6 protein-coding genes are annotated in these 5,687 nt (G+C 71.9%); 3 read left to right on the top strand and 3 right to left on the bottom strand.

Translation table 11 applies throughout. The features are described from left to right. The first annotated feature begins 270 nt into the window (after window positions 1-270). Window positions 271-1,923, top strand: coding sequence for a ubiquinol-cytochrome c reductase cytochrome b subunit (locus G3I41_RS01420; RefSeq protein ID WP_164398465.1), 1,653 nt, complete (start codon window positions 271-273; stop codon window positions 1,921-1,923). Here the strand turns inward: G3I41_RS01420 and G3I41_RS01415 are convergent. Both G3I41_RS01415 and ctaD read right to left on the bottom strand, forming a co-directional pair. Continuing rightward, window positions 1,884-2,273: a cytochrome c oxidase subunit 4 gene (locus G3I41_RS01415; RefSeq protein WP_164398464.1), complete on the bottom strand. Its 390-nt coding sequence runs from the start codon at window positions 2,271-2,273 to the stop codon at window positions 1,884-1,886. The genes G3I41_RS01420 and G3I41_RS01415 overlap by 40 nt on opposite strands. Then, complete coding sequence (ctaD, locus tag G3I41_RS01410) at window positions 2,270-3,859, bottom strand: cytochrome c oxidase subunit I (protein ID WP_239081436.1); 1,590 nt, start codon at window positions 3,857-3,859, stop codon at window positions 2,270-2,272. The genes G3I41_RS01415 and ctaD overlap by 4 nt, the downstream gene beginning before the upstream one ends. A gap of 340 nt (window positions 3,860-4,199) precedes the next feature. Between ctaD and G3I41_RS01405 the strand changes: the two genes are divergently transcribed. Beyond that, a complete protein-coding gene (locus G3I41_RS01405) occupies window positions 4,200-4,391 on the top strand; it encodes a DUF2795 domain-containing protein (RefSeq protein WP_164398462.1) in 192 nt (63 codons plus the stop codon). 207 nt (window positions 4,392-4,598) lie between these two features. Here G3I41_RS01405 and G3I41_RS01400 read toward each other — a convergent pair whose 3' ends face one another. Further along, complete coding sequence (locus G3I41_RS01400; RefSeq protein ID WP_164398461.1) at window positions 4,599-4,976, bottom strand: VOC family protein; 378 nt, start codon at window positions 4,974-4,976, stop codon at window positions 4,599-4,601. A 211-nt stretch (window positions 4,977-5,187) separates the two neighbouring features. Between G3I41_RS01400 and G3I41_RS01395 the strand changes: the two genes are divergently transcribed. Continuing rightward, window positions 5,188-5,687, top strand: a 500-nt coding sequence (locus G3I41_RS01395) for an AfsA-related hotdog domain-containing protein (protein ID WP_275408382.1), incomplete at its 3' end; no start/stop codon positions are given.

Here is a 5,687-nt window from a genome sequence, read left to right as displayed (position 1 = left end):
CGGGGTGCGAAGCGGATGGCCGCGGAGGACGGGGCGGCGCAGACGGTGGAGGCGGTGCGGCGGCTGACCGGAGGCTGAGGCGGGCACCCGCGCGCCGGGGCCGGGGCTCGCCTCGGCCGAGCGGCGCAAGGGGGCGGCGCCGTTGCGCGTAACCCCGCCCCCGACCCGTGACGACACGGGATCCCGGGGTACCCCTTCCGTCGGGCGCGCACCAAGCGGGACCGGCCGACGGAGAGGCGACTCGTGCTGCTGGCGAAGAGCAAGAGGCAGATGAAGGACCGGGCGCGGAGCGCGGGCGCGAGGACGGCGGACGCCGTGGACGCCCGGCTCCCGCTCGCCGGGGCCGCCCGGTCGCTGCTGCGGAAGGCGTTCCCGGACCACTGGTCCTTCCTCCTCGGCGAATTCGCCCTCTACAGCTTCATCGTGCTCCTGCTGACGGGGGTCTACCTGACGCTGTTCTTCCAGCCGTCGATGGCCGAGTCGGTGTACACGGGCTCCTACGGCCCGCTCCGGGGACTCCGCACGTCGGAGGCGTACGCCAGCACGCTCCGCATCAGCTTCGACGTGCGCGGCGGGCTGCTGATCCGGCAGATCCACCACTGGGCGGCGCTCGTCTTCGTCGCCTCGATCGGCGTGCACATGCTGCGGGTCTTCTTCACCGGGGCCTTCCGCAGGCCGCGCGAGGTCAACTGGATGGTGGGGGTCACGATGTTCCTCCTCGCCCTCCTGGAGGGCTTCGCCGGCTACTCCCTCCCCGACGACCTGCTGTCCGGCACGGGGCTGCGCACGGCGCAGGGGATCATGCTGTCGATCCCGGTCGTCGGCACCTATGTGAGCTTCTTCGTCTTCGGTGGCGAGTACCCGGGCGAGGACATCGTCTCCCGGCTCTACCCCGTCCACATCCTGCTGGTCCCCGGGCTGCTCCTCGCCCTGATCAGCCTGCATCTGCTGCTCGTCGTGCACCTGAAGCACACCCAGTGGGCGGGTCCGGGGCGCACCGGCCGCAATGTCGTCGGCAAACCGTTCTTCCCGCAGTACACGGCCAAGTCGGCCGGTCTCTTCCTCATGGTCTTCGGCGTGCTCGCCCTGCTCGGCGCCCTCGCGCAGATCAACCCCGTCTGGGACTACGGCCCCTACCGCACCGACCAGGTCTCGACCGGCTCCCAGCCCGACTGGTACGTCGGCTTCCTCGAAGGCGCCCTGCGGCTCATGCCCGGCGTCGAGACCCGGCTGTGGGGCCACACCCTGATGTGGAACCCGCTGGTCCCCGGCGTGCTGCTGCCCGGCGCGCTCTTCCTCGTGCTGTACGCGTACCCCTTCTTCGAGCGCTGGATCACCGGGGGTTCCGGCGAGCGCCACCTCTGCGACCGCCCGCGCGACCGGCCGGTCCGCACGGGGCTCGGCGTGGGTGCCGTCACGGCCTACGCGGTGCTGCTGCTCGCCGGTGCGCAGGACGTCATCGCCTACGTCTTCGACGTACCGGTGCACGCACTGACCTGGACGTTCCGCGTCGCCCTGTTCGTCCTGCCGCCGATCGCCTTCGTGGTGACCGACCGGCTCTGCCTGGCGCTCCAGGCGCGGGACCGGGAGCTGCTGGAGGACGGCGAGGAGACCGAGGGCGTCGAGCAGTCGGTGGAGGGCGGCTACCACCCGGAGCGCACGCCGCTGCCCGAGGAGAAGCGGTACGTCCTGCTGGCCCGCGAGCTCCCCAGGCCGCTGGACGTCCCCGCGCCCCGGCGGGCCCCCGCCCGCACCCGGCTCGCCCGGCGGCTGCGGTCCCGGCTCAGCCACTGGTACTACCGCGACCGGGTCGGCCCCGGGCTGACGCCGGAGCAGGAGCGGGAGGCCCGGGAGCTGCTGGCCGGGCCGCGCGGGGCGGAGGATCAGCGCGCCGGGTCGGGGTTCTGGAAGACGAAGCCGTAGACGCCCGGGACCAGCACGCCGACCCCGATCAGGAACAGCCACAGCCCCTGGACGGTGCCCAGGCCCAGCAGCGCGGTGCCGGCCGCGCTGATCGCCGGGTAGTGGCTGCCCGCCGGGAAGTACCCGCGCCGGCCGCTCACCTCCTGGACGCGCGCGTCCTCGCGGTCCTCCGGACGCGGCGCCGACCGGTGGGCCTGCCGCCACAGGAACGCGGCGATCAGCGCCGACATCAGACCGGAGACGGTGAGTGCCGCGATGCCCGCCGGGTCCGGCGCGAACACCGCGTACACCGCGCAGGTCACCGCGAAGAACAGCGCCACCCCGCTGAACAGCCACGCCTCGCCCTTCACCGGTCCGCCCTCCCCGCCGGGGCGGACGCCGCCTCCGGGTGGTGCAGGTCGAACGCCGGGGACTCGGAGCGGATGCGGGGCAGCGCGTGGAAGTTGTGCCGGGGCGGCGGGCAGCTGGTCGCCCACTCCAGCGAGCGGCCCCAGCCCCACGGGTCGTCGCTCGTGACCCGCTCCCCGTACCGCCAGGTCTTCCACACGTTGTACAGGAAGGGCAGCGTGGACAGGCCCAGCAGGAACGCCCCGATGGTGGACAAGGTGTTGAGCGTGGTGAATCCGTCGGTGGCCAGGTAGTCCGCGTACCGGCGGGGCATGCCCTGCTCGCCCAGCCAGTGGTGGACGAGGAAGGTGAGCTGGAAGCCTACGAAGAGCGTCCAGAAGTGGATCTTCCCCAGTCGTTCGTCGAGCATCCGGCCGGTGAACTTGGGCCACCAGAAGTAGAACCCGGCGAAGGTCGCGAAGACGATCGTGCCGAACAGGACGTAGTGCAGGTGGGCCACGATGAAGTACGTGTCCGTCAGATGGAAGTCCATCGGCGGCGACGCGATCAGCACCCCGGTGAGCCCGCCGAGCAGGAAGGTGACCAGGAAGCCCAGCGACCAGAGCATCGGCGTCTCGAACGACAGCGAACCGTGCCACATCGTGCCGATCCAGTTGAAGAACTTCACGCCCGTCGGCACCGCGATCAGGAACGACATCAGCGAGAAGAACGGCAGCAGCACCCCGCCCGTCGCGAACATGTGGTGCGCCCAGACGGTCGCCGAGAGCCCCGTGATGGCGATGGTGGCGCCGACCAGGCCCACGTAACCGAAGGCCGGCTTGCGGCTGAACACCGGCAGGATCTCCGTGACCACCCCGAAGAACGGCAGCGCCACGATGTACACCTCGGGGTGGCCGAAGAACCAGAACAGGTGCTGCCACAGCAGCGCCCCGCCGTTGGCCGCGTCGAAGACGTGCGCGCCGAACTTCCGGTCGGCCTCCAGGGCCAGCAGCGCCGCCGTCAGCACGGGGAAGGCGAGCAGCGCCAGGATCGACGTGAACAGCACGTTCCAGGTGAAGATCGGCATCCGGAACAGCGTCATGCCCGGGGCGCGCAGGCAGATGATCGTGGTGATGAAGTTGACCGAGCCGAGGATCGTGCTCAACCCCGCGACGACGAGCCCCATCACCCACAGGTCCCCGCCCGCCCCCGGCGAGAACACCGGCCCGTTCAGCGGCGCGTAGGCGAACCAGCCGAAGGCGGCGGCCCCGTCGGCCGTCAGGAACCCCGAGACGACCATCAGCCCGCCGAAGAGGTACACCCAGTACGTGTACGCGTTCAGCCGGGGGAACGCCACGTCCGGCGCCCCGATCTGGAGGGGCATGACCGCGTTGGCGAAACCGGTGAACGTCGGGGTGGCGAACAGCAGCATCATGATCGTGCCGTGCACGGTGAACAGCTGGTTGTACTGCTCGGGGGAGACGATCTGCATGCCGGGACGGGCGAGTTCGGCGCGCATCACCATGGCCAGCGCCCCGGCGAACAGGAAGAACGCGAACGAGGTCACCAGGTACATGTCGCCGATGACCTTGTGGTCGGTCGTCGACATCAGCCTGAGGACTCTCGCGCCCCCGCTCACCCGGCGCTCGGTCGCCCGCCGCTCCCGGTCGTCCACCGCTGCCGCACCCGGTCGCTCGTCCAACGACGTCATGCACCCTCCCGTTCGACCTGGCCCGGCCCGGCGGCCACCGGCCATCATGGGCCCGGCGCCCGGCCGCACCGGTCACCAGCGGCGTGTACCCGGGCCAGGGCTACCCGAACGGCGCAGAAGCGGCGGAGTGCGGCAGCGGGGCGCGGTCGCGGGCGCCGTTGCGGTCACACGGCCGGGCAATCGGGTCATGGGCTGCGGGAACGCGGGAGGGCGCGTCCGACGCGGGTACCTCGCCCTCATGAACGCGAACCCCATCGAACTGCAGAAGGCCCTCGGCGGCGTCAACTACCCCGCCGGCAAGGGCACGATCGTGGACCAGGCACGCCAGAACGGTGCCGGTGACGAGATCGTGGCAGCGCTGGACGCGCTGCCGGAGAAGGAGTACGAGTCGCCGGCCCAGGTCAGCAAGGAGGTCGCACAGGAGAGCTGACCCGGACCACGCGAGGGCCGCGCCGCCGGGCGGATCAGGGGCGGTCGGCCCGCTGGCGGGGGCGGTGCGCCGCGCTCGCCGCCGCCCCTGTGCCCCTTGTCCGTCCCGTGGGCGTGCTTCCCGACGCCGGGGCGGGCCGCGTCCTGCCGCACCCACAGCGCACCGGCCGGGGCCCGTCCGCCCTGCGGGCGTGGCCGACCCGGCCGTTCAGCGGTGCGTCAGGACGTTGATCACGCGGCCGTTCGGGTCGCGTACGAAGAAGCGGCGCACGCCCCACTCCTCGTCGTGCGGGCCGTACACGATCTCCGCGCCCTCGCGGACGAGCGCGGCGTGCACGGCGTCCACGTCGGCGACCTCCACGCTGAGGTCCGGGTTGACCGGGCCGGTCGCGTCCTTGGTCATGAAGCTGATCTGGGCGGCCGGCCGGGTGGGCGAGGCGAGGGTCATGATCCAGCCATGGTTCATGACCTCCTCGAAGCCGAGCAGGCCGTAGAACGCGGTGGTGTCCCGCAGGGCGGACGCATCCGTCCCGGCTTCGCCGCCGGCGCTTACCGGGATGTTGGGGACCACACGGTGCACGGACATGGGGCACTCCTGTCACATCGATAACGGTCGGTCACTCCAGTCACCCTAGGGGCCGACTCAAGGGGGTGGCTGGAAACTGTGGGTGGAGCCGGGGCAGACTGGCCCGGTCACAGCCGGGCCGGGGACATCCCTGCCCATCGAACCGCAGTCTTCCCGGGGGCGCCCCATGGTCCATATCTCCTCACGCGTGACCGGGGAGGAGCTCGGACGGATGGCTCACCGCCCGGACGCGCGGGACCTCTTCCCGACCGGTGTGGCCCGGCTGAGCGACACCCGGTTCCGCGTGCCCGCGCACTGGCCGCGCGCCCACCGCTTCTTCGCCCCCGTCGGAGGCCACCAGGACCCCCTGCTGATCGCGGAGACGATGCGGCAGGCGGCGATGCTGGTCTGCCACGCCGAACTCGGGGTGCCGCTCGGCGACGCCTTCGTGATGTGGGAACTGCGCTACACCACCGCCGCCGGACACCTCGTGCTCGGCGACGAGCCCTGGGACGTCATGGTCGAGGTGAACTGCTCCGACATCCGCCGCCGGGGCCGCGGCCTCGGCTCGATGCGCGTCGACTTCGTGCTGAGCCGGGACGGGGCGGTGTTCGCCGTCTGCGGCTCGCGGATCAGCTGCACCTCGGCCGCCGCCTACCGCCGCCTGCGCGGCCACCGGTCCGCCGCCGCCCCCGCGCCCCCGCTCCCGCCGCTCGCTCCGCGCACCGCCGG

Origin of the sequence: Streptomyces sp. SID9727 (genome assembly GCF_010550605.1) — a bacterium.
Classification (GTDB): Bacteria; Actinomycetota; Actinomycetes; order Streptomycetales; family Streptomycetaceae; genus Streptomyces.
This window is presented reverse-complemented; position numbering and strand designations above follow the sequence as displayed.

Excerpts from the sequence above, each read along its gene's own strand:
- G3I41_RS01420 (WP_164398465.1), top strand. The coding sequence starts at position 271 with ATGAAGGACCGGGCGCGGAGCGCGGGCGCGAGGACGGCGGACGCCGTG.
- ctaD (WP_239081436.1), bottom strand. The coding sequence starts at position 3,859 with ATGTCGACGACCGACCACAAGGTCATCGGCGACATGTACCTGGTGACC.
- G3I41_RS01405 (WP_164398462.1), top strand. The coding sequence starts at position 4,200 with ATGAACGCGAACCCCATCGAACTGCAGAAGGCCCTCGGCGGCGTCAAC.
- G3I41_RS01400 (WP_164398461.1), bottom strand. The coding sequence starts at position 4,976 with ATGTCCGTGCACCGTGTGGTCCCCAACATCCCGGTAAGCGCCGGCGGC.